This is a genomic window from Emticicia sp. GW821-FHT11C11 (assembly GCF_058808615.1).
The window spans coordinates 741,351-767,617 of record NZ_JBXARV010000001.1 but is presented as its reverse complement, the minus strand read 5'-3'; the positions used below and the strand labels follow the sequence as shown (position 1 = coordinate 767,617).

The window sequence follows — 26,267 nt, the reverse complement described above, 5'->3', positions numbered from 1 at the left end:
TTTTTAAATTTTTGAAATAATAAGCTTTGCATTCGCCATGCTGCTGGTCATTTCCAGGCTGGCTATTCAGCTTGTTCTGGTAAATTTAACATTTCAATTGTAACTTTGCACTCTAACGTTTCCATGCATCATTCGCAGGGTCTGTTTAAATGTAATATTTAATATCACCTGTGAAAACTAACACAGCAAAAACCTGATTATCGATGTCTGTAGTTCTAGGCAAAGTGGCTATCTCTATATTTTTAAGTCTTTTTACTATCGCTTTGCTTTTCTGGAAAGAGAAGCTTAACCCTTTGATTTCGAACAAAAGTAATTGGGCTATTATGAGTGTCTGGATAGCCTTTCGAGTACTGCCATTTGTTGTGTTTTATCTTGTCCTGAATTTTTCGGTAAAATCAGACGTCATTTTCTTTTACGACACCGCCAAGCAAGCCCAGGCAGGGCTTATAGTTTATCGAGATTTCTGGCAACCTTATTCACCTCTTTTTCCGTATCTCAATGCTCTCGTACTGGCAGTTATCGATTCGCCTAAATCAATCATTTTTTTAATGATGATTTACGAACTAACGGCCATCTATATCACTAAAGCCTTGTATAGTAGTAAAAACTCTGTTTTTTATATCCTACTTTATTTGACTTTGCCGGCACCGCTTATATTTCTCATTTTCGGTGGACAGGAAGACATCTTCTTATGGCTATTTATAGCATTGGCTATCTGGGTTTATAAAAAATATAAAAATCCTCTTTACATCGGAATAACACTGGGCTTAGGAATCTTGTGTACAAAAATATTGCTGATTATTCCTATCGCTATTTTACTGATTTTTTCGAGACTACGTATCATGATTCTGTACGGTTTATTGATGATAGGAATCCCGTCTATTGCTATAATGCTTTATCTGACCGGTGATAAAATCCTGGCTCCGTTAGAATTAGGAGATTTACCGTTTGCTCCTAACCTTGTCAGCATTATAAGTCCGTTTATAGGTGGTATTGCGCCAAAAAGTAAATTATTAAACTGGGGAGGGCTTATTGTCATCGTATCAGGTGCCTGTTATTACCTGAGAAATCTTAAACCATATGGGGAGTCCAGGCTGTTGATATTTACTTTTATAATCACCAATATGATTACCATTATTGTACATAAGAATTCTTTACCTAATTACTTATTTACAATATTATTACCCATCATTTATTTCTTTGGAGAGTCTTTCACAACCAGACAATGGGTATCAATGATACTTCTAAATATCATCGGTGCTGTTCAGCCTTCCTTATGGTATTATCTGGGTGGCAAATACTATGATTCTTTCGGGAGCCTATCAGTATTGCATGTGGTAGAATATATTATGCAAATAGTGTATCTCGGGCTTTGTATATACTTTTTCTATCTTTTCAGTCAGATTTCGAAGGGGAACATCAAAGTCTCGCTTCCGGAATAACTCGCATCAGGATTTAAGTTTCTCGTTCTTTTCAAGCTCTCTGATTTTTGCATCCACCAAAAATCTGAACCAAAATCCTTGCAGAAAATGGAATGTTCTACCCGAGGTTGTTTCTAAAAAACCTAATCTGATTACAAACCGATAGAAAAAATAGATCATTGGTCTGATATAGAGCGGCAGATTCCACCATATTTTTTTCAGAAACGCAGTTCTCTCATCAGGGTTTCCGAATAAGTTAGGATCCAGCGTTTGTCCTCTCAGGCCTTTTTTGCGTTGAAACTCTTCCTGAGCAGTCAGATTGCTATAGCGAATCTGTTTAGTAAGCCAGAAATCGATGTCATGCTCTTTCAGGTTATCCTCTATTAATATTTCATTCTTCCAGATTACCGTTTTGCCATCTACAACAAACCGATGGTCCATGTTTTCATTCAGATCAGACCAGCCTTTTCCTTTACGAAACATCTTAAGCATATAGAAATTTCTGTATCCGCCATACTTTAGTCTTTCGCCTTGAAAGTAATTATGCCTGTTGAAGAATATACCATTGATATCCTGAGGAACAACCGCATCTGAGAAGGCATCCAATTTATTCAACAATTCTGCTGATGGGTACTGGTCTGCGTCCAGGCCGACTATCCAGGGGGTGGTAACCTGGCAGTTTTTCAGTGCAAAATCCCATTGTTTCGGATGGTTTTCAAAAACATTGGTTTTTACAACGGCTCCGTATTCTTCTGCAATAGCAACGGTATCATCGGTGCTTCCTGAATCTACTACAAATATCGGGGCATTGATTCCGGCTATTTTCGACAACAGTCTTCTTAAATGAACAGATTCATTGTAAGTCAGAATAATAAATGAAATATCGCTCATGATCAAAGATTACGAAGAAGGAATACGAATTGAAACAATTAGAAAACGTTACAAAATTAGTAAATATCAATGAACATTGTTTGCCAGACTATTTATTCTCTACTACATAAAAGTCATTATGCCGTAACAAAAAAAGCCCCTGAAACTTTCAGGGGCTTTCTGTATTCGTATCCGAATCTTAGGCTTCTTCTTTTTTATCTTCTTCTGAAGCCGGAGTTTCTTCTTGTGCTGGTGCAGCGTCAGCCACTTCTGTTGCTGGTTCTGCTTCAACTACTGCTACTGGGGTTTCTTCAACCACCTCTGCTGATGACTCATCTGTAGTTGCTACAGGAGCTGCTTCAGCAACCGCATCAGTAGATTTTTTACCACCACGACGACTACGACGAGTTTTCGCAGATTTCTCTTCTACGGCTGTCAATAGTGCTTCGTTGTAATCAACCAACTCAATCAGAGCTACTTCGGCGTTATCACCGAAACGAGTACCTAATTTAATGATACGAGTGTATCCACCATTACGGTTAGCTACTTTCTCTGCAATCTCACCAAAAAGAGTTTTGATAGACTCTTTATCTTGCAAATAAGAGAATACCATACGACGTGAGTGTGTTGTATCATTTTTTGCCTTTGTAATAATAGGCTCAACATACTTACGCAATTCTTTAGCTTTTGCCAAAGTTGTTTCAATACGTTTGTGCTGAATTAAAGAAATGGCAAGGTTTTTCAATAACGCATCTCTGTGTGAATGGGTTCTACCTAAATGATTGGTTTTGTTACCGTGTCTCATTGTAATAATTTTCGTAAGTAACGGTCAAAATAACCTACGCAGTCTTGGCTATTCCACCTATTACGATTGATAATTGTTTTATTCGAATACTGCGGTTTCGATTATATACAAAAAATTCCCCTCCCGTTTTAAAACTATCAGGAGGGGAAAAAATCAGTATCAATCTTCGTCTAACTTGTATTTAGTTACGTCCATTCCGAAGTGAAGACCTTTGTCGGCAACTAATTGTTCCAACTCAGTCAACGACTTCTTACCGAAGTTACGGAACTTCATCATGTCAGCTACTTCAAGTCTTGCAAGATCGCCCAAAGTACGAATATCTGCCGATTTCAAACAGTTGTAGGCACGAACTGACAAGTCAAGGTCTTGAAGAGAAGTTTTCAACAGCTTACGCATGTGTAAGAATTCTTCGTCTACAATATTGTCTTCGTCATCCTTCTTAGTATCAAACACCATGTTCTCGTCAGTGAACTTCAAGAAGTGCTGAATCAGAATATGTGCAGCTTCCTGCAATGCTCTTTCAGGGTGAATTGAACCATCAGTTTTAATTTCCAACAAAAGTTTTTCGTAGTCGGTCCGTTGTTCCACACGGGTATTTTCAATGCTATACTTCACGTTTTTGATCGGAGTATAGATTGAATCAACCGAGATAAAACCGATAGGTAAATCGTTTTGTTTATGCTCTTCGGCAGAAACATAACCACGACCTTTATCTACAACAATTTCAACTTCTATTTCTTTTTGGTCGTCCAAACGGGCAATCACCAGATCAGGATTTAAAATCTGAAAACTCTGAGTGAATTTGCCGAGGTCGCCAGCAGTTAACACACTTTGATTTTTTACTCTGACGGTAAATTTATTGTCTACATAATCTGAGACTTTTTTGAAACGAACCATTTTAAGGTTTAAGATGATTTCCGTCACATCATCTACAACCCCTTCTATGCTCGAAAATTCGTGTAGTACCCCGGGGAACCTCACGGCCGTGATTGCATAACCTTCCAATGAAGATAGCAAAATACGACGTAGGGCGTTCCCGATGGTCACACCATACCCTCTTTCAAGTGGTTTAAACTCGAAAAAGCCATGGAAGTCGTCTGCTTTTTCCATGACGACCTTGTCAGGCATTTGAAATGCTAATATTGACATACGTATGCAGTGTGTTTGTTTTCGTTAACGAAAAGGGTGGTTAGCTATGCCCACCATAAAAAAACGTAGCTGTGCCACCGCCGATTTTGTCGGCAATGGCACAACTAATATTCAAATATTATTTGTTATACAACTCGACGATGGCCTGTTCGTTGAAGTTTTCAGGGATCTGGTCACGCTCCGGATAGTTAATAAATTTACCTACCAGCTCAGTACCATCCCATTCTAACCAGTTATAACGTTTAGCATTACGAGCATTCAAACTTTCAGTGATTGTTTCAAGTGCTTTCGATTTTTCACGTACACCTACCAATTGGCCTGGTTTCAAAATCAACGACGGAATGTTTAACACTTCGCCATCAACTGTGATATGACGGTGTGTCACCAACTGACGGGCAGCACGGCGTGTTGGAGCAATACCTAAACGATATACGGTGTTATCAAGACGTCCTTCACAAAGTTTAAGGAGGTTCTCGCCAGTACGTCCTTGTCTAACAGAGGCTAAATGGAAGAAACGAGCAAACTGACGCTCTAATATACCATAAGTATATTTTACCTTTTGCTTTTCGATTAGCTGTTGGCCATATTCTGATTTTTTACCTTTACGTCCTTTGCCATGTTGGCCAGGAGCATAATTCTTTTTGCTTAACGCTTTGCTTGGGCCCATTACTGGTTCGCCAAACTTTCTTGAAATTCTAACTTTCGGACCTGTGTATCTTGCCATTATTTGTTTGTGTTAAGAGAAGTAAAGATTGATTAGCCCCAATGTCCAAACTATCAATCCATATAGTTAATTCATTGCTATATTTTACTTCAGGTGTCTGCCGGGCAGGCTTTTGCAATTGATTATTAAAAATTAAGAAACAGAAGAACGAAATATTTAAATTCTGCTGCCTGAATTAATAAATTCTAAGGCATAAATCTAAACTATTTCACTCTTCTGCCTACTATTAAACTCTTCTACGTTTTGGAGGGCGACAACCATTGTGTGGCAGAGGAGTAACATCAGTAATTGAAGTAACTTCAATACCTGAACTCTGTACCGTACGAATAGCTGACTCACGACCAGAACCAGGGCCTTTTACAAATACTTCTGCTTTACGCATACCTGCATCATACGCCACTTGCGCACAACTTTGTGCAGCCATCTGGGCAGCATAAGGAGTATTTTTCTTAGAACCCCTGAATCCCATTTTACCGGCAGAACCCCAGGAAATAACCTGACCCTGACTGTTGGTAATTGAGATAATAATATTATTAAATGAAGCCCTAATGTGTACTTGACCCACCGGCTCTACTATCACTACTCTTTTTTTAGCTTTATCTTTTCTTTTAGCTTGTGCCATTGTGACAAACAGTGTTAAATGATAGGCAATACAGAAATACCTGTATTCTGTTCGATTTTACCCCCGTTACTAGTAAAATCCTACTTCGTATCTGTTCAGGATACCCGGGGAGTCCCTAGACGGGCTTACTTGGTAGCTTTCTTCTTGTTTGCTACAGTCTTACGTTTACCTTTACGGGTACGTGAGTTGTTCTTGGTACGTTGTCCGCGTAATGGTAAACCTTTACGATGGCGCACACCACGGTAGCAACCAATGTCCATCAAACGTTTAATGGCCAGCTGCACTTCAGAACGCAACTGTCCTTCAACAGTTACTTCTTCACTGATGATACCACGAATGGCATTAGCTTCTGCGTCGTTCCACTCACCTGCTTTTTTATCGAAGCTAACATTAGCTTTTTCTAAAATCTTTTGTGATGAACTACGACCAATACCGTAGATGTAAGTAAGGGCGATTTCGCCTCTTTTCTTGTCTGGGATGTCAACACCTGCAATCCTCATAGATAATTAACCTTGTCTTTGTTTAAACTTCGGATTTTTTTTGTTAATAACGTAAATTTTACCCTTACGACGGATAACTTTACATTCAGCACTACGCTTCTTTACTGACGCTTTAACTTTCATATTCTGTTTTTTACCCCGACCCTTAAAGGGAAATTTGTACGAAAGTTTTCATGTTTTGGGGTTGAAATTAAACATGAAGTTTCTATTAATAAATCATCCCGTTAACTGCTATTCCTTCACCTTCACGGCTTCAGAGATTATTTATAACGGTACGTAATTCTTGCTTTTGTTAAATCATAAGGCGACATCTCCAATCTAACCTTGTCTCCTGGCAATATACGAATGTAATTCATTCTCATTTTACCAGAAATATGGGCGACCAGTTCGTGCTTGTTTTCCAGACGCACACGAAACATGGCGTTTGAAAGTGCTTCAGTAATGATGCCGTCTACTTCGATATTTGCTTGTTTTGCCATATTTTTTAAATTGCGCCGAAAACCAAGGTTTTCCTTAAACGCTATTTCATCTACGCCACTTGTGTTTTATGCTTGGCCAGTACTTCTTCAATGTATTCAAAAGTGGTCAGTATCTCTCCGGCGCCCTTTCTTACAACAATTGTATGCTCAAAATGTGCTGATTGCTTCCGGTCTTCAGTTCTGATCGTCCAACCGTCGTTTTCCTGCACTACCGATCTCCTACCGAGGTTAATCATTGGTTCAATAGCCAGTACCATACCCTCTTGTAATTTCGGACCGTTACCACGTTTGCCAAAGTTAGGTACTTCCGGTGCTTCATGTAAAAACTTACCAACACCATGCCCTACTAATTCGCGTACTACTCCGTATCCAAGTTTTTCAGTGTAATCCTGTACTGCAGCACTAATATCACCGATTCTATTACCTGTTCTGGCTTGCTCAATACCTTTGTATAATGACTCATACGTATGTTTCAGCAAATCGGCCACTTCTTTCGATATACTTCCAACCGGATAAGTATAAGCGCTATCGGCATGATAGCCATCCTTATAAACACCACAGTCAATCGAAACTATATCTCCTTCTTTCAGCGTTCTGTTACTTGGTATGCCATGCACAACCACATCATTTACAGAAATACAAAGTGAGGCTGGATATTTAAGACCACTGACATCATAACCTAAAAAAGATGGATGCCCTTTATGATCTTTAATGTATTCGTAAGCAATCTTATCTAATTCTTTGGTGGTTACGCCCGGTGCTACTGCTTTCGCTACTTCAGCATGGGCTTTACCTAATATCTGACCATTGTTTCGGATAATCTCTAACTCTTCTTCCGATTTCAAATATATAATTCTATCCTGTTTACTCATGGCATTTATCTTCTATCAGATAGAGACCGTCGAAACCGCCTGACGACCCTGAATACGTCCTGACTGCATCAAGCCTTCATAACGCTTCATTAACAGATAGCTCTCTATTTGTTGCAATGTATCTAACACAACACCAACCAGAATCAACAGTGAAGTTCCACCGAAGAATGAAGCAAAATTCTGCGTCATTCCTAACAGGCCTGCTAGAGCTGGCAGAATAGCGATCACCGCCAGTAATACACCACCCGGTAAGGTAATTCTATCTAACACATTGGCTATGTAATCAGAAGTGGGTTGACCAGGCTTAATACCCGGAATAAAACCACCACCACGTCTCATATCGTCTGCAATCTGATTAGGATTAATCGAAATAGCTGTGTAAAAGAAAGTAAAACCAATAATAAGAATAGCGTATATCAAACAATACTGCCATGACGTTGGGCTGTTCATGATAATCGCCCAGTTCTGGAAAGTATCATTTTTGGTACTTTCAGCAAGGTAATTCAAAATCAAACCCGGAATAAACATTAATGCTTGTCCGAAAATGATAGGCATTACACCGGCAATATTCAATTTTAAAGGCAAATACTGACGTTGTCCTGTTACTACTTTGTTACCAACTATTTGTTTCGCGTATTGAACCGGAATTCTGCGTGTAGCCTGAGTAATGGCTACAGCAAACAAAACAACCATGAACAAAGCTACAATCTCTATGACAAAGAACAGAACCTCACCACTACCCGCTCTCGATTTGGCTTCTCCCAGAATTGCACCAGGGAGCCTTGAAACGATACCAATCATAATCATCATTGATATCCCGTTTCCAATACCTTTCTCAGTCATTCTTTCGCCTAACCACATACACATGATGGTTCCGGCTATAATCAACAATACTGAACTCAAGTAGAAAAGACCCTGGCTTACCATGATTGCATCTGTTGGAATAGTAGTCTGCACATAAGTAAACCCTTGTGCCGCTGCTACTGCTATGGTTAACCAACGGGTAATCTGATTCAATTTTCTTCTGCCCGACTCACCTTCTTTCTGCAATTTGCTGAAATACGGTAAAGCCAATGTCAATAGCTGGATAGCAATTGAAGCTGAAATGTATGGCATAATACCTAACGCCATAATTGAAGCATTCTTAAAAGCACCACCGACTAATGTATTTAAAAGACCCAACAAACCGTTGTCGGCTGTTAAATCTTTTAATTTAGCTACATCAACACCCGGTAAAACTACGTGGGATCCGACACGAAAAATAACTATTATCAAAAGAGTTTGAAGAATACGTTTCCTCAATTCCTCTATTGACCAAATGTTTTTGAGTGTTGTTATAAATTTGTTCATTTTTTTAGGAAAAACTAGGCTTTAGGTTGAAAATGCTCCGCTGCGTCCGTCTAAAGTTCATCCTGCAATTCTCTTAACTCATTCCACTTATCATCACTCGCTGTTTCCGCTTGTTCTGCTCAAGTAGCCGGTCATCTACTGCAAATTCCGAACTGTTTACTTAAGGATTTCTGTGACTTTTTCCGGTTTTGCTGCTAAATCACAAAGCTAATGATTACTTCGCTAATAAGCAAATCTGCCGGTTTCTTCCCTTTGCCCTAGATTATTTATAAATCGTTTCCTTCAGCTGCTTTTTTCGTCTTCTTCGGTTTCGCTTCAGCTACTGCTTCCTGAGCAGCCGGTTGCTCTGTTGCTTTTCCTAAACCTGCAGAAGCGGCCGGATCAAATGTTGCATCAACAGTTGCCGAACCACCTGCTTTCTCAATAGCAGCAATAGCTGATGCTGAGAACGCATTTGCTTTCAGATTAACTGTAGCAGTCAATTCACCACGTCCTAAAATTTTCACAAGATCTGATTTTGAAGTCAAACCATTGTTATACAAGAAACCTAAATCAATGCTATTCACACCAGTTTTGTCAAACAATGCCTGGATTGTGTCAAGATTGATAGCTTTATATTCTACTCTGTTGATATTCTTAAAACCAAACTTAGGTACACGACGTTGCAATGGCATCTGACCACCTTCAAAACCACGCTTCTGGCTGTAACCTGAACGAGATTTTGCTCCTTTATGACCACGTTTTGCAGTACCACCACCACCAGAGCCATGTCCGCGACCTACTCTGTCATTCACTTTAACTGAACCTTTAGCAGGTTGTAATGAACTTAATTTCATTGTAATTCGATTATTTTAATCGGTTAAAAATACGCAATTCCGACTTTCGGAATCACTCGGCTATGCCTACCCTAAACCCGTTGCCGGGAGAATCTATTATGCTTCTTCTATTACTAACAAGTGTTTTACCTTGTTAATCATACCTTGCATAGCAGGGTTCAGTTCTTTTTCTACAGTACGGTTAAGTTTGCCAAGACCCAAAGCAGCGATTGTACGCTTTTGCACTTCTGGTCTGCCAATTGTACTTCTTACCTGAGTAATTTTTACCTTTGCCATCTTTTTATTAGCTATAAGCTGGGCGCTATTATCCGTTAAATACTTTTGTCATTTTAACACTGCGTTGGAACGCCACGGTATGAGGTGCACGCATTTGGCTTAAAGCATCAATAGTAGCTTTAACCACGTTGTGCGGGTTTGATGAACCTTTAGATTTCGCCAATACATTATGAATACCGGCTGCTTCTAAAACGGCACGCATCGCACCACCGGCAATAATACCGGTACCAGGAGCTGCAGGTTTAACAAACACAAAACCACCTGAGAACTTGCCGTGAATTTCATGAGGAACGGTGTCATTGATTACAGGCACAGATACCAGATTTTTCTTAGCATCTTCAATAGCCTTAGCAATAGCATCTGTTACTTCATTTGCTTTGCCCAGACCTTGTCCTACAACACCTTTACCGTCGCCTAACACAACGATTGCCGAGAAACTAAAACGACGACCCCCTTTCACCACCTTGGCTACACGGTTGATGGCTACTACTCTTTCTTTGAGTTCTGCCTCGTTAACTTTTGCTTTATTCATTGATTCAGAATTGCAAGATTAGAATTTCAAACCGCCTTCTCTGGCACCATCTGCCAAGGCTTTAATATTACCATGATACAAATAACCATTACGGTCAAACACACAGGCTTCGATACCTTTTTCAGTAGCGATTTCAGCTAATTTCTTACCTACTTCTTTAGAGTTATCAACTTTCACACCTTTCAATCCTAAACCAGAAGTAGACGCTGAAGCTAAGGTAACACCTTTAGTGTCGTCAATTAACTGAGCGTATATGGCTGTATTTGAGCGAAACACCGTTAAACGTGGTCTTTCAGAAGTTCCTGAAACCTTACTACGGATGCTCCACTTAATTTTTTGTCTTCTATCAGTTTTAACACTTGACATTGTTATAAATATTTTGAGACCTTGAAACGCGTTTCGCCGTCTGGTATGTCTAATGATTATTTCTTCTTACCTGAGGTTTTACCAGCTTTGCGACGAACAACTTCACCAACAAAACGAATACCTTTTCCTTTGTAAGGCTCAACTTTACGCAGAGATTTGATCTTCGAAGCTACCAGACCGATCAATTGTTTGTCGGTACCTTCAAGCGTTACAAGCGGGTTTTTCCCTTTTTCCATAGCAGTTGTAACTTTCAACTCTTCAGGAACCACAAAATACACATTGTGTGAGAACCCTAAGCTAAGGTCTAATACGTTTCCGTTGTTTGATGCCTTATAACCTACCCCAACAATTTCCATTGAAGTTTTGTATCCTGTGCTTACACCAATAACCATGTTATTGATTAGTGAACGATACAAACCATGTAAGGCTTTGTGACGTTTTTGTTCGGTTGGTCTTTCAACTTTTAATTCGTTGTCTTCAACACCAACTGTGATATCAGAATCAACTTTTTGAGTGAGAGTTCCTTTCGGGCCTTTTACAGTTACCACATTAGCACCATCTACTGTGATACTTACTCCGCTCGGAATAGCAACTGGTTTTTTACCAATTCTTGACATTTTACTTTGAGTTTAAGGCTTCATGACACTTTCGTTGAGAAACGAGTTATCAAGAGCGGTCAACGATTCATTTAATTAGACTGCAGAAACCTGCATAAGATATAAGTATATTAACAAGCCTGAGCCTATTAATATACATAGCATAATACTTCACCACCTACTTTCAAAGAACGTGCTTCCTTGTCAGTCATTACACCTTTCGAAGTTGAAAGGATAGCAACGCCTAATCCGTTTAATACACGTGGAATTTCAGTAGTGCCTGAGTATTTACGTAAACCTGGTTTAGAAACACGTTTCAATTCAATGATGGCCGATTGTTTCGTTACCGGATTGTACTTTAATGCAATTTTGATAACACCCTGTGGAGCTGCTTCTTCAAATTTATAGCTTTGAATAAACCCTTTATCGTACAGTACTTGTGTAATCGCTTTTTTGATGTTCGAAGCAGGAATTTCTACCACTCTATGACGCGCCTTGATGGCATTTCTGATTCTGGTAAGGAAGTCTGCTATTGGATCCGTTGTAATCATTTTGCTGTTTAATTTTGGATACCTAAGCCAACATTGAGCAGTATCGCAAGCGCGACTTTCTCAATTGGGCTGCAAAATTAGAAAATATTTTTAATAAATAGTATATTGATAAGGAAATATTATTTAACAGAATTTATGTTCCTTGAATAATTTATATCAATTCACTAAATTCTACTAAACCATTCGCCTATCTTACCAAGATGCTTTAGTAACACCCGGAATCAACCCTTTTGATGCCATCTCGCGGAAGGTAACACGGTTGATACCAAATTTACGCATATACCCTCTTGGACGACCCGTCAACTTACAACGGTTGTGTAATCTAACCGGTGAAGCATTACGAGGTAATTTATCCAACGCGGCATAGTCGTTAGCTTCTTTCAAAGCGGCACGCTTAACTGCATATCTTGCTACAGTTGCCTCTTTCTTTCTATCTCTTGCTTTTATTGATTCTTTTGCCATTGTATGACTTTTAATTAAGCTGATTTCAAAGACTTAAATCTCTGTTAAGATTGTTGTTTTTTGCTGCTTGTAAATGGAAGACCCATTTCTTTTAATAGTTCGTAAGCTTCTGCATCTGTTGGAGCTGAAGTAACGAAAGTTATATCCATACCCTGAATCTTTGAGATTTTATCAATCGAAATTTCAGGGAAAATAATCTGCTCTTTAATACCAAAGGTATAGTTACCGCGTCCGTCAAAACCTTTATCGCTGATACCTTTGAAGTCTCTTACACGTGGAAGTGCAATTGCACATAGACGATCAAGAAACTCGTACATTTTCTGTCCGCGAAGTGTAACTTTCACACCAATCGGCATGTTTTCGCGAAGTTTGAAGTTAGAAACCGCTTTCTTTGAAAGGGTAGCAACTGCTTTTTGTCCGGTGATGTTGGAGATTTCTTCCAGACCACTGTCGATCAATTTCTTGTCGCCGGTTGCAGCGCCTACACCACGGTTAATAACGATTTTCTGCAAGGTAGGAACCTGCATGATAGATTTGTACCCAAACTTTGTTTTCAAAGTTGGTACTACATCATTTGTATATTTTTCTTTTAAGCGTGCCATTTTCTGAATTGCTTTTATGAGGATTTCCGACCCTCTTCTATTGTGCCGGCTTCTCAGTCAGCCAATTAAATATTAAATAAATTTATCGGTCTTCTTCGAGTAACGTTGCAGTTTGCCTTTATCGTTTTCTTTGCGACCAGTACGGGTAGTTTCACCTGTTGCCGGATCAACCAAGGCCACATTGCTGATATGAACCGAACCCTCAATCTCACGGATTTCCCCCTGAGGATTTTGAGCCGATGGTTTCACGTGTTTTTTCTGAATGTTTACACCTTCAACCACAACACGTTGTTTTTCAGCGTTAATATCAGTGATTTTACCACGCTTTCCTTTCGAATTACCTGCAATCACCTCTACTGTATCGCCCGAGCGTACATGAAGTTTCTGTTGCTTATTGAATTTTCTTTCCATTACTTTTAAATTTGAAAATTTGAATAGTTAAGCATCGGACAAAGAACTGACGCTCTCTGCCACAATGGCGGGCTAAGCTATACTTAGAAAACCGCTTTCAAATTAAAGAACTTCAGGAGCCAAAGAAACGATTTTCATGAATTGTTTCTCACGTAATTCACGTGCAACAGGTCCGAAAATACGAGTACCGCGTGGCTCGTCTTGGTTGTTTAATAATACTACTGCGTTGTCTTCAAAACGTATGTATGAACCATCTTTGCGACGAACCTCTTTCGTGGTTCTAACTACGACAGCCTTCGATACTGTTCCTTTCTTCATGTTTGATGAAGATAAGGCCGATTTTACGGATACGACAACCTTGTCACCAATAGAAGCATAACGCTTACCTGTTCCGCCCAATACACGGATCACAAGCACCTCTTTTGCTCCACTATTATCGGCAACACCTGCTCTTGATTCTTGCTGTAACATTGTCTTAATTTTTGGCTACAGGCGCATAAGCCAATAGCTATTAGCTTTAAATTACTTCGCTTTTTCTACGATTTCTACTAATCTCCAATTCTTATTCTTGCTCAATGGGCGAGTTTCCTGAATCTTAACGGTATCACCGATACCTGCCTCATTTTTCTCGTCATGGAACATGAATTTCTTGGTTTTGAGCATGAATTTTCCGTATTTCGGATGTTTCAATTTACGAACTACAGCTACAACACCAGATTTATCCATCTTGTTGCTAACTACTGTTCCGATACGCTCTTTTCTAAGATTTCTTTCCATTGTTCTTTACTTAATTCCTGATACACAGGGTATTTAATTATTAACGGGCATTCAATTCTGTCAACATTTGAGCAATCAGTCTGCGAGACTGACGAATACGCATCGGATTTTCGATAGGCGTGATAGCATGAGCAAACTTCAACTTGTTGATTCTTTCTTTCTCAACGACGATGTTCTGCTGCAACTGCTCAACTGACAATGCTTGGATTTCTGACTTTTTCATTTGATTATTGAATGAATGAATGAGTATAAACTGAGCTCATTCCGGTTATCATCACAGAGATTTTTCACTGCGAATTATTCTGCGTCTTCCTGATAATCTCTACGTACTACAAACTTGGTTTGTACCGGCAATTTCTGAGCTGCCAGACGAAGAGCTTCACTGGCTACTGCCAAAGGCACACCGGTTGCTTCGAAAAGAATAGTACCTGGTTTAACGCTGGCTACCCAATATTCTGGGGCACCTTTACCTTTACCCATACGTACCTCAAGTGGCTTTTTAGTGATAGGCTTATCAGGGAAGATACGAATCCATACCTGACCTTCACGTTTCATTGCACGGGTAACCCCGATACGAGCTGCCTCAATCTGACGAGAGGTGATTCGACCCGGCTCTAAAGATTTGATAGCGAATGTTCCGAATGCAATCTCATGTCCTCGGGTTGCGAGACCCTTGATTCTGCCTTTTTGCTGCTTACGGAATTTGGTTCTTCTTGGTTGTAACATGACGCTATTATATTATCAGCACTATGTGCTTAGTTTCAAGTTTCAAATATTCTAAGTTTCAAGTATCACATTTCAATAAAGAAACCGAAAACCTGAAACTCAAAACTATTATCTTCTATTGTTATTACCTCTGTTGTTATTGTTGTTACGGTTACCGCCGCCGCCACGATTGTTGTTGTTACGGTTACGGTCTCTGTCGCCACCGCCGCCTCTGTTGTCGTCACGTCCGCCACCTCTTCTGTCATCACGTCCACCACCTCTACGATCGTCGCGTCCGCCACGTCCGCCGGCTGATGCACCTTCGCCACCTCTTTCATTACCTTGTGATGCAGCACCACCTGCCGGAGTCAAATCACGCTTACCAAATACTTCGCCTTTGAACACCCATACTTTAATACCGATTTTTCCGTATACGGTAAGGGCTTCTGATATAGCATAGTCAATATCAGCGCGAAGTGTATGAAGCGGGATACGTCCTTCTTTATACATTTCATTACGTGCCATTTCGGCTCCTGCCAAACGACCACCTAATTTCACTTTAATACCTTGTGCACCTACACGAACAGCTGCCTGAATGGCTTGTTTCATGGCACGACGGTAAGAGATACGAGCCTCCAATTGTTGTGCAATTGATTCACCGATCAATTTAGCATCCAATTCAGGGCGTTTGATTTCGTAGATATTGATCTGAACGTCTTTACCGGTCAGTTTCTTCAACTCTTCTTTAATCTTATCAACTTCGTTACCACCTTTTCCGATTACAACACCCGGACGGGCAGTATGGATAGTAAGTGTGATACGCTTTAAGGTGCGCTCGATAACTACTTTCGAGATCGCTCCTTTCGGAATACGTGCTGCCACGTATTTACGGATTTCTTGGTCTTCTACAAGCTTCTCAGCAAAGGTTTTGCCACCATACCAGTTAGATTCCCAACCTCTGATGTACCCAAGTCTAAGACCGACAGGATTAACTTTTTGTCCCATTAGTTATGATTTGCTTATTACGGCTTATAGCCGTATACATTTTGTGCGATACGAGTAGTATATCGTTCGCTTATTAATAATTAAACTGCACTATCAACTACAATAGTAAGGTGATGAGAACGTTTACGAACCCTGTATGCACGCCCTTGAGGTGCCGGTCTTAAACGTTTGATCATACGACCACCATCAATGAAGATAGACTTCACAATAAGCTCAGCTTCTTCAATTTTCTGGTCTTCGTTTCTTTGTTGCCAGTTGGCTACTGCTGATAACAAGACTTTCTTGATAACAGGTGAAGCATGTTGAGGTTGAAAGCTCAAAATACCCAGCGCTTGGCTTACCTTTTTACCTCTGATCAGGTCTGCAACCAGTCTTGCCTTACGTGGCGAGGTAGGATAATCATTTAATTTTGCTACTGCTTCCATTTTCTACAAATGTACAATTATTATCTTTTTCCTTTATCTTTCTTTGCTATGTGACCACGGAAGTTACGCGTTGGAGAGAATTCTCCCAATTTGTGCCCTACCATGTTATCAGTTACATATACAGGTATAAATTTATTCCCGTTATGTACTGCGAAAGTATGTCCAATGAAATCCGGAGAGATCATTGAGCGACGCGACCATGTTTTGATGACTGACTTCTTGCCTGAATTGTTCATATCAACAATTTTCTTATCGAGGCGGTAATCAATATATGGTCCTTTTTTTAGTGAGCGTGCCATAAATACTTATCTATATTCTTTATTTTGATTATTTACTTCTTCTTGAAACGATTAGCTTGGTTGAAGGCTTCGTCTTGTCACGGGTTTTCTTACCTTTAGCAAGTAAACCATTACGTGAACGTGGATGACCTCCGGACGCACGGCCTTCCCCACCACCCATCGGGTGATCAACCGGGTTCATAGCTACACCTCTTACTCTAGGACGAACACCCAGCCAACGTTTACGACCGGCTTTACCGTAAGTAACGTTCATGTGATCGGCATTCGAAACAGTACCTACTGTAGCAATACAAGTAGCTAATACCATTCTCATTTCACCTGAAGGCATCTTCAAGGTTACATATTTACCGTCTTTCGCCAACACCTGTGCGTAAGTTCCTGCGCTACGTGCCATTTGGGCACCTTTACCAGGATGCAACTCAATGTTGTGAACAATTGTACCCAGCGGCATGTTTCCCAGTGGAAGAGCGTTACCGATTTCAGGAGCAACCGTTTTACCGGAAATAATTATCTGGCCAACTTTCAAACCTTGTGGGGAAATGATATAGGCCTTTTCGCCGTCTGTATATTGCACTAGGGCAATACGAGCCGAGCGGTTTGGATCGTACTCGATAGTTTTTACTTCAGCCGAAACATCTACTTTGCTTCTTTTGAAATCGATGATACGATATTTACGTTTGTGGCCACCACCGATGTAACGTGCGGTACGGTGTCCTTCGTTATTACGACCACCGGTTCTTTTGATCGAAGTGGTCAGGCTTTTCTCAGGTTTACTTGCAGTAATCTCCGAGAAATCAGGCGCTACACGATGACGTTGACCCGGGGTGATTGGTTTTAATTTCTTGATACCCATTTTTACTTAATCTTTTGCAGCCTTTTATAGGCTATACCTGAAATTTAATGATGGAATGATTTGTGCTTACACACAGAATCTTTCTTATAAATTTTCGTAGAAATCAATCATTTCGCCATCCTTCAATGTTACTACTGCTTTTTTGAAAGTAGAAGTAACACCAGAAGACGCTCTGCTACGAGTCATTCTTGATTTCTTTTTGCCGATCTGGCGAATGGTGTTTACATCAGTAACTGTTACACCATACATCTTTTCTACGGCTTTTGCGATCTCTATTTTGTTCGCATCCTTAGCCACCTCAAACACAAACTTGCCTTTAGCAGTGCTTTTTTGCGTTTTTTCGGTGATGATTGGTCTTTTAAGTACACTCATTTTCTTAATTTATTAGCAAAGCTGTTTGCAGCTTTTAGTTCAATATTGATTCTATTTTCGACAAAGCACCTTCGCTAATGATTAACTTATCAGCATTGATTAAGTCATAAGTACTTACTTCGTCAGCACTCAAAACCTTAGTTTTTGGAATGTTACGAGCTGATAAATACACATTGCTATCATAAGAAGGCAGGATGAAAAGAGTCTTGCTACCTGTCAATGACAATGCACTAAGAAATGCTAAGTATGATTTTGTTTTTGGAGACTCGAAAGTGAAATCTTCGATAACTGAGATGTTATTCTCTTTGGCTCTTGCTGAGAAAACCGACTTACGAGCCAATACTTTTACTTTCTTATTCAATTTGAAATCGTAATCGCGGGGAACAGGTCCGAATACACGACCACCACCTACGAAAATCGGAGCTTTGGTAGAACCATGACGAGCACCGCCAGAACCTTTTTGACGAACAATTTTCTTGGTTGAACGTGCAATTTCAGCTCTTTGCTTAGCTTTGTGCGTACCTTGACGCTGATTAGCCAAATAGTGTTTTACATCAAGATAAACCACATGTGTATTTGGCTCGATTCCGAAGACATCGTCTGACAATACTGCCTTACGACCTAAATCTTTTCCGTCTTTGCTTAATACTGATAATTCCATTGTATTTACCGATTTTTTCGATGTCGTCCGGTTTCGACCTAAATGTTCGCCCCCCGCCCTAAAGGGAGCTATTAAAATTAAAGGACTATTTTACCCCCCTTTAGGGGTTGGGGGTTATTTATGTAAAGTAATGAAGCCGTTTTTTGCACCAGGAATCGAACCGCTGATAACGATCAGGTTCTGGTCTGACAACACTTTCAATACTTTAAGGTTTTGCACAGTTATACGTGTGTTACCCATACGGCCGGCCATACGAATGCCTTTGAAAACACGTGATGGGAACGAACATGCACCGATTGAACCGGGGTGACGTCCGCGGTTGTGCTGACCGTGAGTCTGGCCACCTACCCCGCTGAATCCGTGGCGTTTTACAACCCCCTGGAAACCACGACCTTTTGAGTTTCCGGTTGCATCTAAGAAATCGCCTTCTGCAAAAACATCTTCAATACGAATAGTATCGCCAAGGTTGTATTCTTTTTCGAACTCTTTAAACTCAACTAATTTACGTTTAGGCGTTGTGCCTGCTTTTTTGAAATGACCTACCAACGGGCGGCTGGTATTTTTTTCTTTCTTTTCGCCGTAGCCTAACTGAATAGCTTTGTAGCCATCATTTTCTTCAGTACGAACTTGAGTTACAACACAAGGACCTGCCTCAATCAAAGTGCATGGTACTGCTTGGCCTTCTGCGTTGAAGATAGTGGTCATCCCAACTTTCTTTCCGATAATTCCAGACATGGTATTTTACGCTTTATTTTGCTATTACAACCTAATTTGATTCTTCTTCTGCCAAATCGCAATCCGGCGTCCAAACGGGGGTGCAAAATTCATAAAAAAACTGCACTAAACCAAACTTCAGTCAAAAATTATTTACTATTTCCAGAGGTTGGAAAATCCAACTTGTTCATTACACTGCAAACCGTCGGACGAATCCGCGCCGGTAAGGCCTAAAAATTAAAGGTGCAGGACGATTCCTTGTTACCTTGCAGCGATTCCTGTAAAATTCATAGCTTTCGGAGACTGTTCTGAATTAGTATTTACGAAACGTGTTCGTTGATGCTTACAGTCAAAGTTAAACTGGTTTCCCGAATGATTCGAGACTTCGTTTAACCAAATGAGAAGTACTCCGCTTTTTATTGAGGTGCAAAGGTACTGATTTTTTTTTGCCTGCAAAATATATCACAAAAGTTTTTTCAATTATTTTTCTAGTTATCAGGCAATTAGATCAATGCTATGATTTCGGCCCGTAAAGTCTAATTATTAATAGCCATAATATGCTTCCGGTCGCCCATTAAAATTAACAATACCGTGTCAATAATATTTAGAAAAAATTACTACTTTTAAAAATCTTAAATGTTCCTATACGTTCAACTTATCTTTTAACTACCTTATGAAAACATCTTTTACGTTTTTGTTGTGCCTTTGTGCGCTCTTCGGTTCGTTTGCCCAAAATACGATCATCCGCGGAAAGCTCCCTTCCATGAAAGGGGCCGTGGTTCAAATTACCCGTCCGGCCAACCAATTTATTAAAACTCCAAAAGGCTTTGTTACTAAAACCCTCGTGAATCCGGCAGGCAATTTCAGCCTCAATGCCGATTTCCTGAACAATGAAATCGTAGTCGTATCCATTGAAGACACCACCCGCAACAGAACATTATTTAAACAGTATTTTTTTATTACCAAAGGCGACAATCTGCTGATTGCTGAAAATGCCAATAACACCATTAGCATAACAGGCATTGGGGCAAATCATAATCAGCTAAGGAGTATTTCTACATTCTATCACTACGGGCAAACCAAACAAGACTCCATACCTTTCGGACTTTATAAAGTTGTGACAGGCTTTCATGAAAAAGATAAAAAGAATATAGATTCTTTAGTAGCCTCTCAAAATCCTTCAGATGCTTTTATTGAGGCTTGGCATTATCACCTGAAATATGCTCGTGTGGCCTCATTATATTATACTTATGACGACTTGAATACCTCTGGTCCAAACTCATTTAATAGAAACAAACAAGCATGGCAGAGTTTCTTCAGCATATTGGCCAACGAAGCTCCTGTATCAGATGAAAAAGCCCTGGTTGCCCCCTCCTATCATCAATATCTGGAGCTGTTTCTGGAAACAAAATATGTCGATTCGCGCGATGATTACTTTAAGCAACCTCAGAAATTTTATAACGAATGGTTTGATGGTGATAGCCTGAGCGGGAAAGCAATTATGCAGGATGACATTCGCAATCAGTTAAAACAAAAGATAATCGAAAGATATTTTGATGGGAAGGTAAAAGAGCAAATGTATGCATTCTTATTTGCTTCAATGATTAAACTCAAGGATTTCAGTAACATCGAAAGCATCTATGGCAGTTTTAAGAAGCAATTTCCTGACAGCAAGTTTAATCAATACTTCAAGAAAAATATTGGTGAAGCTATTGCACGCTCAGAAAGAACCCTTAGCACGAAAGTAATCTTTTTGAACGACACAAAAAATTGGAACGACATTCTAGCTCAGTTCAAAGGGAAAACGGTATTTCTTGATATGTGGGGGAGCTGGTGCAGGCCTTGCAGAGAAGATATAAACCTGTATTCGGCAGCTCTGAAAAAGAAGTACAAGAACAAGGGTTTGGTGTTTTTGTATATTACCAATTTTGACAATGAAGTGAAATGGAAACAATTAATAGCCTTTTATAAACTGGAAGGGTATCATGTCTTTGCTTCGGAAGATTTATCCAATGAAATCATGCGAAAAATAAAAAGTATCAGTTATCCGAGCTATGCCATTATCGATAAATATGGGAATGTAGAAAAGATGAGAGTTGAGCGTCTTGAAGAGCGGGAAATCTTAGATACACAGATTGAAGAAGCTTTGAAAAGGTAAAAATAACAGGGGCAGGGAAATTTCCCTGCCCCTGTTATTTTTACTTCAATTTAACTGTCCAGACTTCAAATCTTGTCTTATTGGTATTATAAATGAATAGCTTATTATATACCTCTGAATAGGACACTGCAGGCAAAGCACTGGCTGGTAGTGGCATATCTCCCAGCATTTGTCCTTTCAGGTTGAATAAGGTATTATTCTTCCCATCAAAAACAGCTATGAAGCGCAAGTCATTACCCAGATCAAAATACCGCAGCTGCGATTGCATAAAATTGGTACTGCCAATTTCAAGCACAGGGTTGCCCTGTCTATTAGCAATCATTAAAGATGTCGGTGTTCTTCTGGCAATAAGCCAGTCTTTACGGTTCTGATCGAAAATCACTTCAAAAACTGTTCGCTTGTCAGGTCTTTCCAGTTGTATGCCGGATCCGTTTAAGTAATTGCCGGTCATATCTACTTTTCTGATTTCACCGGTTTCTGAAATCAGCGTGATCACCGGCTGTCTGGCCGATCCTTCTTCTGCTATCATCTCTAGGGGACGCGATGACAGGGGCACTTTAGGAAAACCACTCAGCATCGGCCCCTGCTCATAAAACACACTCAAAGTGCCGTCTTTCTGAATAGCTGCCAGATACGTATTATTTTTATACTTAAGCGGATGAATCTGTACGATATCGTTCAGATGCACCTGTGTATTTAACCGGTTAATCCGCTGGGTTTCTTCATCTATGATGTAAATATTTCCGCCCTCATCTGCTACATAAATTCTGGTTTCGCTTGTTGCAACTGCTTTAATAGCCCCTTTGAAATCAATATCGGCATAATTGGCAACCAGCCCTTTCTGGTTTTCTCTGGTAAAAAACAACAACTGATTGGCTGTGGTGGCCAGGTAGTGTAACGCCCCATTCTGAAAATAATCGGTAGGTAACAAGTAGGTACTCGTTATTGCCTGCCCGAGCGGAATTTTATTGATTTCTGTAGCAGAATGACTTAGCAATGCTACCTGATTATCGTCTTGCTGTACCAGAATTTCTTCAGAAGCATTGAAAGCACTTTTAATAACAAATGGCTTACTTCTGAAAGCGGCGCCCATATTCAGACTATCCTGCAGAAAAAACCGGTTAACCAGCACTTCTTTCTGGGTCTGCGGTATCTTCTCAATCAATAGTTTGGTTCCAAACCTGTTGTTCATTACAAAGTTTTCCACCGCTATAAACCGCATCGATTTAGCACGTTGTTCATGTTTGACAACAGAGTTTTTCCACTTTTGCGGCAATGAATGGTAAAAATTGTTCCAGATTCTCTGCGGACTGATAATTGCGGTTACCTGTGCCTGCGGGCGTAGTTTTTTTATAAAATCTGAATACATGGTTGATTTGGCCCAGGTTTGTCCGAAATTCAGATTATTCAGATACTCACGCATGGCATCGTCGTCACTGGCCAGAATCATGTAATCCCCAATCTGCGTATAATAACAATCCGGAAACCCTCTGAATACCGACCCGAAAAGCAGTGCAGGCAGTTGGCTTACCTGTATTTTACGAACATAGCTATTCAGATAACTGAACGGCTTCGGTTTAAAGTAAGAAGATATTCTTTCTGCATTAACGGCCAGATCATCAAACATATTCAGTGCCTCAGCCGGGTCGCCGGTCTTTATCAACAATATCTTCTTCGATGGTTCATCGGTTGTTGTTTCCATTTCGCATAGCACCAGCTCGTTTTTCAGGATGGTATACAGGCTGCTCAGATTAATATTCAGTAACCGGTTGAGGCTATCTCTCTCCGCTAACAGTAACTGCTCATTGGTGCGGAAATAATTGTTGAAATCTTTCTCCAGCTTCGGTCTGTTATGAAAACTAAGCCTAAACGCAATGGCCGTATTAACTGGTATTAAATCGGTGCAGGTTAAGGGTTGAGGCTTCTGTTGACCAAAAATACCTAAAAACGGAATGGTATTGGTACCTTTTGAATAGATATAGGCAGACACCGTATTGGGCTCATTTGGTTTCTCAAACACGATATCAGGATTCCGCGGTGTGATGCTGCCAAAAAATTCTATCAGACCTGGTGAGAGCTGGGAAGGCAGAATATCTGCCACATCCTGCAGATTCCTGCTTTTGAAATAAATATGCGCTACTCCCCTGCGGGTTTCTTTAAACGGTGTATTCTCGATAGCCACCCCCGACTTCATCTTGTTCACCACTTCCTCCAGCAGTATTTTAGAACCACTGCAGATGAGGAAATCGTCATGGATCAAGAAATTAAAAAGTAAGCGATTATTGACACTATATAACTCTTCAATTCTGACACCCTTGTAGTTACGTCCATACACCTTTCTTTTAGTCGGGTCAGGGTTTGTCAGTTGATTCAGGAACCCGGCATCGCCAAAAGCTCCGGCAGGTATATAAACTATGTATTCGAGATTCTTTTTAGTTTCCCTATGCAAAGAATAGGTTATCAGTTTTTTCTTCAGAAATTTCTGTGCGGTTTCGGAGGTATCGACATTCTCCCCTATCAGTTTCAAGGGTTGCAGGGCATCATAGAAAAAAGGGATATCGGCCAGTTGCGTAGAGTCAATACCGTCGTTACTAAAGAGAGAACGATGAATTTGCGAACTTTCAACCACTAGAAAGGCGTTATCCGGAATATAATTCCAGGCGTCACGTCTGGGAGCAAGCCAGATGCGGTAAGCCACAAATAGGGCAACTAACACCAATAAGGCATTGATATACCAGAGGTATTTAGGTTTTATCATATGAAAGCAACGTAAATTCTATTATAAGCAGGGTTATCTGTCCGGACTACTTCCAATTACTGAAGTTTACAGGTAGATTTGCAAAAGTAAATAAATTTTGATCAAATTTTTCTGAAATAAGACCAATTTTGAACATCACAAATGGTTGAATGGTTGGTATTTCGTTACAATATATGGTTCAGTTAGACACAATATGTGCTTTAGCCACTCCGCAGGGTATAGGCGCTATAGGGGTAATCAGAGTATCAGGTGAAAGAACTTTTGAAATCGTCAACAAGATTTTCAAAGGTAAAGACCTGAGCAGAGTGGAGTCTCATACTATTCATTTCGGAACCATCAGAGATTATTCTGATAGCCCCGAAGGAAAAGTAATAGACGAAGTGCTGCTATCTGTCTTTAAAACACCGCGGAGCTTCACGAAAGAAGACGTCATAGAAATATCGTGTCACGGAAGCGACTATATCATTAAATATATACTCAAATTACTGATACAAAACGGCTGCCAAATGGCCCGGCCCGGTGAATTTACTCAAAGAGCTTTTCTGAACGGGCAATTTGATCTGGTACAGGCTGAGGCCGTGGCTGACCTGATTGCTGCCGACTCAGAAGCAGCACATAAGACGGCACTCAACCAGATGCGCGGAGGCTTTTCTACGCAACTGAAAACCCTGCGGGAAGAGCTGGTGCATTTTGCTTCGTTAGTAGAACTGGAACTGGATTTTGGCGAAGAAGACGTGGAATTTGCAGGTAGAGACGATCTAAGACAATTAATACTGAAAATTCAGAATTTTCTGAAAAAATTAATAGATTCGTTTGATTCCGGTAATGTAATCAAAGAAGGCATTCCTGTAGCCATTATTGGTCCGCCTAATGCCGGTAAATCTACCTTATTGAATGCTCTGCTGAACGAAGATAAAGCCATTGTAACCGATATTGCCGGCACGACACGCGACGTAATTGAAGACGTACTTTTTATAGGTGGCATCAAATTCCGGATCATAGATACGGCGGGAATCCGTGAGACGAAGGATGTGGTGGAGAGCATTGGCATAGAACGCTCAAAACAGGCCATGGATAAAGCGGAAATTGTACTGATGCTATTTGAAAACGAGCCTGACAGGCAGTTTCTGGCCAATACATTTGCCGACATACTCACCAGCAAAGTTGTAATCTGGGTAAGAAACAAGATTGATCTGGAGGGGAATCCTTCACTTATACAGAGTGATGAAAAGCCCTCTCCTTCAAGGAGAGGGTTGAGTGAGGTGTACTCTCACAAATCTCCTTTTGTTATAGTTTCTACTGAATTGCTAAAAAAGGCAAGAGAACTACGAAAAAACTCCACGGAAGCAGAAAAAATATTGTGGGAGTTACTAAGAGACAGACAATTACTTAATAAAAAAATCAGGAGACAACATCCATTGGAAGAAGGGTTTATTTTGGATTTTTATTGCGATGAATGCAAACTGGGGATAGAATTAGATGGGCGGTACCATGAAGACAAGGTTCAAAAAAGATATGATGAGTTCAGAACCCGAGAAATTGCAGCTATTTATGGAATTAAAATATTGCGGTTTACTAATGAAGAAGTACTTCATAATCCGGAAAAAGTGTTGGAAGTGATTGCGGAGAACTTCACCTCACCCCCTTCCCCTCTCCTGGGAGGAGAGGGGAGTGAACGTAAGCCCTCTCCTTCAAGGAGAGGGTTGGGTGAGGTGTACTCAACCATCAACATCTCAGCCAAAAACAATATAGGTGTCGATGAGTTGCGGAATGCAATAGCAGCGCAGGCACAGGTAAAGAAACAGGCCGACACAATGCTGACTAATCTTCGCCACTATGAACATCTAGTAAAAGCGCATGACGCACTGGGCGAAGTTTTAAACGGATTGAGCCTGGGTATAACCGGCGATTTCCTGGCACAAGACATCCGCCTTTCTCTCTATCATTTAGGTGAAATAACCGGACAAATCACAACAGATGATTTACTGGCAAATATCTTCAGTAAGTTTTGTATTGGCAAATGAGTCCCATTTTTTCTATTGAAAACAATAACAAAAATAAAGTCAAAAATAAGATAATAATTCTTTAATTATCAGTTATTTACAAATTAATTCTT

Annotated in this window: 33 protein-coding genes and 1 pseudogene; 3 read left to right on the top strand and 31 right to left on the bottom strand. The window is 40.2% G+C overall.

Translation table 11 applies throughout. The annotated features are described in order from the left end of the window. The first annotated feature begins 203 nt into the window (after positions 1 to 203). Positions 204 to 1,442 (top strand): hypothetical protein, encoded by a 1,239-nt coding sequence (locus AC1RRY_RS03225; RefSeq protein WP_492818058.1) that lies wholly within the window; start codon positions 204 to 206, stop codon positions 1,440 to 1,442. Positions 1,443 to 1,448: 6 nt separating this feature from the next. Here the strand turns inward: AC1RRY_RS03225 and AC1RRY_RS03220 are convergent, their stop codons facing one another. The 30 genes and pseudogenes from AC1RRY_RS03220 to rplC form a co-directional block, all read right to left on the bottom strand. Next, a complete protein-coding gene (locus tag AC1RRY_RS03220; protein WP_492818059.1) occupies positions 1,449 to 2,312 on the bottom strand; it encodes a glycosyltransferase family 2 protein in 864 nt (287 codons plus the stop codon). A 178-nt stretch (positions 2,313 to 2,490) separates the two neighbouring features. After that, a complete protein-coding gene (gene rplQ, locus AC1RRY_RS03215; protein ID WP_492818060.1) occupies positions 2,491 to 3,096 on the bottom strand; it encodes a 50S ribosomal protein L17 in 606 nt (201 codons plus the stop codon). A gap of 159 nt (positions 3,097 to 3,255) precedes the next feature. Beyond that, positions 3,256 to 4,245, bottom strand: coding sequence for a DNA-directed RNA polymerase subunit alpha (locus AC1RRY_RS03210; protein WP_492818061.1), 990 nt, complete (start codon positions 4,243 to 4,245; stop codon positions 3,256 to 3,258). A 118-nt stretch (positions 4,246 to 4,363) separates the two neighbouring features. Then, positions 4,364 to 4,969: a 30S ribosomal protein S4 gene (rpsD, locus tag AC1RRY_RS03205; protein WP_492818062.1), complete on the bottom strand. Its 606-nt coding sequence runs from the start codon at positions 4,967 to 4,969 to the stop codon at positions 4,364 to 4,366. 226 nt (positions 4,970 to 5,195) lie between these two features. Continuing rightward, complete coding sequence (rpsK, locus tag AC1RRY_RS03200; RefSeq protein ID WP_492818063.1) at positions 5,196 to 5,591, bottom strand: 30S ribosomal protein S11; 396 nt, start codon at positions 5,589 to 5,591, stop codon at positions 5,196 to 5,198. 125 nt (positions 5,592 to 5,716) lie between these two features. After that, positions 5,717 to 6,091 carry a 30S ribosomal protein S13 gene (rpsM, locus tag AC1RRY_RS03195; protein ID WP_492818064.1) on the bottom strand — a complete coding sequence of 125 codons (375 nt, stop codon included), beginning with the start codon at positions 6,089 to 6,091 and terminating at the stop codon, positions 5,717 to 5,719. Between the two features lie 6 nt (positions 6,092 to 6,097). Then, positions 6,098 to 6,214 carry a 50S ribosomal protein L36 gene (rpmJ, locus tag AC1RRY_RS03190; protein WP_015027349.1) on the bottom strand — a complete coding sequence of 39 codons (117 nt, stop codon included), beginning with the start codon at positions 6,212 to 6,214 and terminating at the stop codon, positions 6,098 to 6,100. Between the two features lie 137 nt (positions 6,215 to 6,351). Further along, positions 6,352 to 6,570 (bottom strand): translation initiation factor IF-1, encoded by a 219-nt coding sequence (gene infA, locus AC1RRY_RS03185; RefSeq protein WP_101727430.1) that lies wholly within the window; start codon positions 6,568 to 6,570, stop codon positions 6,352 to 6,354. 50 nt (positions 6,571 to 6,620) lie between these two features. Continuing rightward, positions 6,621 to 7,442 (bottom strand): type I methionyl aminopeptidase, encoded by an 822-nt coding sequence (gene map, locus AC1RRY_RS03180; protein ID WP_492818065.1) that lies wholly within the window; start codon positions 7,440 to 7,442, stop codon positions 6,621 to 6,623. 15 nt (positions 7,443 to 7,457) lie between these two features. After that, positions 7,458 to 8,792 carry a preprotein translocase subunit SecY gene (gene secY, locus AC1RRY_RS03175; RefSeq protein WP_492818066.1) on the bottom strand — a complete coding sequence of 445 codons (1,335 nt, stop codon included), beginning with the start codon at positions 8,790 to 8,792 and terminating at the stop codon, positions 7,458 to 7,460. Between the two features lie 398 nt (positions 8,793 to 9,190). Continuing rightward, positions 9,191 to 9,628 (bottom strand): annotated as a pseudogene (gene rplO, locus AC1RRY_RS03170) (50S ribosomal protein L15); the annotation flags it as partial. Between the two features lie 96 nt (positions 9,629 to 9,724). Further along, complete coding sequence (gene rpmD, locus AC1RRY_RS03165; protein ID WP_130022930.1) at positions 9,725 to 9,904, bottom strand: 50S ribosomal protein L30; 180 nt, start codon at positions 9,902 to 9,904, stop codon at positions 9,725 to 9,727. A gap of 28 nt (positions 9,905 to 9,932) precedes the next feature. Next, on the bottom strand, positions 9,933 to 10,436 hold the full coding sequence (gene rpsE / locus AC1RRY_RS03160; RefSeq protein ID WP_460473320.1) for a 30S ribosomal protein S5: 504 nt from the start codon (positions 10,434 to 10,436) through the stop codon (positions 9,933 to 9,935). A gap of 18 nt (positions 10,437 to 10,454) precedes the next feature. After that, positions 10,455 to 10,802, bottom strand: a complete 348-nt coding sequence (gene rplR, locus AC1RRY_RS03155) for a 50S ribosomal protein L18 (protein ID WP_492818067.1) — start codon at positions 10,800 to 10,802, stop codon at positions 10,455 to 10,457. Between the two features lie 56 nt (positions 10,803 to 10,858). Beyond that, the gene (gene rplF, locus AC1RRY_RS03150; protein WP_492818068.1) at positions 10,859 to 11,419 is read right to left on the bottom strand and encodes a 50S ribosomal protein L6; all 561 of its coding nucleotides are present in this window, start codon (positions 11,417 to 11,419) and stop codon (positions 10,859 to 10,861) included. Positions 11,420 to 11,547: 128 nt separating this feature from the next. Beyond that, complete coding sequence (gene rpsH, locus AC1RRY_RS03145; protein ID WP_492818069.1) at positions 11,548 to 11,949, bottom strand: 30S ribosomal protein S8; 402 nt, start codon at positions 11,947 to 11,949, stop codon at positions 11,548 to 11,550. Positions 11,950 to 12,141: 192 nt separating this feature from the next. Continuing rightward, the gene (gene rpsN / locus AC1RRY_RS03140; protein ID WP_492818070.1) at positions 12,142 to 12,411 is read right to left on the bottom strand and encodes a 30S ribosomal protein S14; all 270 of its coding nucleotides are present in this window, start codon (positions 12,409 to 12,411) and stop codon (positions 12,142 to 12,144) included. A 44-nt stretch (positions 12,412 to 12,455) separates the two neighbouring features. Further along, on the bottom strand, positions 12,456 to 13,013 hold the full coding sequence (gene rplE / locus AC1RRY_RS03135) for a 50S ribosomal protein L5 (protein ID WP_492818071.1): 558 nt from the start codon (positions 13,011 to 13,013) through the stop codon (positions 12,456 to 12,458). Positions 13,014 to 13,085: 72 nt separating this feature from the next. Then, positions 13,086 to 13,424: a 50S ribosomal protein L24 gene (gene rplX, locus AC1RRY_RS03130; protein ID WP_492818072.1), complete on the bottom strand. Its 339-nt coding sequence runs from the start codon at positions 13,422 to 13,424 to the stop codon at positions 13,086 to 13,088. A 102-nt stretch (positions 13,425 to 13,526) separates the two neighbouring features. Next, positions 13,527 to 13,895 (bottom strand): 50S ribosomal protein L14, encoded by a 369-nt coding sequence (gene rplN / locus AC1RRY_RS03125; RefSeq protein ID WP_116982343.1) that lies wholly within the window; start codon positions 13,893 to 13,895, stop codon positions 13,527 to 13,529. 51 nt (positions 13,896 to 13,946) lie between these two features. Beyond that, entirely contained in the window at positions 13,947 to 14,201 is a 255-nt protein-coding gene (rpsQ, locus tag AC1RRY_RS03120) for a 30S ribosomal protein S17 (protein WP_101727419.1), read from the bottom strand. A gap of 40 nt (positions 14,202 to 14,241) precedes the next feature. Further along, positions 14,242 to 14,424 carry a 50S ribosomal protein L29 gene (gene rpmC / locus AC1RRY_RS03115; protein WP_492818073.1) on the bottom strand — a complete coding sequence of 61 codons (183 nt, stop codon included), beginning with the start codon at positions 14,422 to 14,424 and terminating at the stop codon, positions 14,242 to 14,244. Between the two features lie 74 nt (positions 14,425 to 14,498). Next, complete coding sequence (gene rplP, locus AC1RRY_RS03110) at positions 14,499 to 14,927, bottom strand: 50S ribosomal protein L16 (protein WP_492818074.1); 429 nt, start codon at positions 14,925 to 14,927, stop codon at positions 14,499 to 14,501. A 108-nt stretch (positions 14,928 to 15,035) separates the two neighbouring features. After that, positions 15,036 to 15,911, bottom strand: coding sequence for a 30S ribosomal protein S3 (gene rpsC, locus AC1RRY_RS03105; protein ID WP_492818075.1), 876 nt, complete (start codon positions 15,909 to 15,911; stop codon positions 15,036 to 15,038). Between the two features lie 80 nt (positions 15,912 to 15,991). Then, positions 15,992 to 16,336 (bottom strand): 50S ribosomal protein L22, encoded by a 345-nt coding sequence (rplV, locus tag AC1RRY_RS03100; protein ID WP_492818076.1) that lies wholly within the window; start codon positions 16,334 to 16,336, stop codon positions 15,992 to 15,994. Between the two features lie 20 nt (positions 16,337 to 16,356). Then, positions 16,357 to 16,635: a 30S ribosomal protein S19 gene (rpsS, locus tag AC1RRY_RS03095; protein WP_492818077.1), complete on the bottom strand. Its 279-nt coding sequence runs from the start codon at positions 16,633 to 16,635 to the stop codon at positions 16,357 to 16,359. Positions 16,636 to 16,663: 28 nt separating this feature from the next. Beyond that, positions 16,664 to 17,488: a 50S ribosomal protein L2 gene (gene rplB / locus AC1RRY_RS03090; RefSeq protein ID WP_492818078.1), complete on the bottom strand. Its 825-nt coding sequence runs from the start codon at positions 17,486 to 17,488 to the stop codon at positions 16,664 to 16,666. Positions 17,489 to 17,572: 84 nt separating this feature from the next. Then, positions 17,573 to 17,860 (bottom strand): 50S ribosomal protein L23, encoded by a 288-nt coding sequence (gene rplW / locus AC1RRY_RS03085; RefSeq protein WP_492818079.1) that lies wholly within the window; start codon positions 17,858 to 17,860, stop codon positions 17,573 to 17,575. A gap of 34 nt (positions 17,861 to 17,894) precedes the next feature. Continuing rightward, a complete protein-coding gene (gene rplD, locus AC1RRY_RS03080; RefSeq protein ID WP_492818080.1) occupies positions 17,895 to 18,521 on the bottom strand; it encodes a 50S ribosomal protein L4 in 627 nt (208 codons plus the stop codon). A 114-nt stretch (positions 18,522 to 18,635) separates the two neighbouring features. Continuing rightward, the gene (gene rplC, locus AC1RRY_RS03075; RefSeq protein WP_492818081.1) at positions 18,636 to 19,256 is read right to left on the bottom strand and encodes a 50S ribosomal protein L3; all 621 of its coding nucleotides are present in this window, start codon (positions 19,254 to 19,256) and stop codon (positions 18,636 to 18,638) included. 652 nt (positions 19,257 to 19,908) lie between these two features. On the opposite strand from rplC, the gene AC1RRY_RS03070 reads away from it, so the two are divergent. Further along, entirely contained in the window at positions 19,909 to 21,393 is a 1,485-nt protein-coding gene (locus tag AC1RRY_RS03070; RefSeq protein WP_492818082.1) for a TlpA family protein disulfide reductase, read from the top strand. Between the two features lie 40 nt (positions 21,394 to 21,433). Here the strand turns inward: AC1RRY_RS03070 and AC1RRY_RS03065 are convergent, their stop codons facing one another. Next, entirely contained in the window at positions 21,434 to 24,151 is a 2,718-nt protein-coding gene (locus AC1RRY_RS03065; protein ID WP_492818083.1) for a hypothetical protein, read from the bottom strand. A 173-nt stretch (positions 24,152 to 24,324) separates the two neighbouring features. Between AC1RRY_RS03065 and mnmE the strand changes: the two genes are divergently transcribed. Then, positions 24,325 to 26,175, top strand: a complete 1,851-nt coding sequence (gene mnmE, locus AC1RRY_RS03060; protein ID WP_492818084.1) for a tRNA uridine-5-carboxymethylaminomethyl(34) synthesis GTPase MnmE — start codon at positions 24,325 to 24,327, stop codon at positions 26,173 to 26,175. The last annotated feature ends 92 nt before the right edge of the window (positions 26,176 to 26,267 follow it).